General features: G+C 37.9%; 1 pseudogene. It reads left to right on the forward strand.

The features are described from left to right. Positions 1 to 210 (forward strand): annotated as a pseudogene (locus GQY27_RS21290) (IS110 family transposase); the annotation flags it as partial. Positions 211 to 340: the final 130 nt, after the last annotated feature.

Consider the following 340-nt stretch of genomic DNA (forward strand, 5'->3'; position numbering starts at 1 on the left):
AAACGTGGTTCCCGGCAACTTCGTTATGCACTAGTTATGGCCGTCCAGTGTGGACTCATTCGTTCTCGTAATGTGCGACTTAAAGATTTTTATGATCGCAAAAGAGCCGAAGGAAAGCCACATAAAGTAGCATTAATCGCTTGTGCAAATAAGCTAGTTCATTGGCTCTATTTCATCCTGAAAAGTAAAAAATCTTTCCGCGTTGCCTAACTTTTTTATTTTGGTATAACCTTCCAAAACAAAGAGCTTGGAGGGTTATTTGGCATGCTTATTTTTACTATACCACATGATTTAAGTTCATTTTACTGGTAATCTTGACAAGCTATTAGCTGGTATAGCT

Origin of the sequence: Paenibacillus sp. An7 (assembly GCF_009870785.1) — a bacterium.
Lineage (GTDB): Bacteria > Bacillota > Bacilli > Paenibacillales > Paenibacillaceae > Paenibacillus.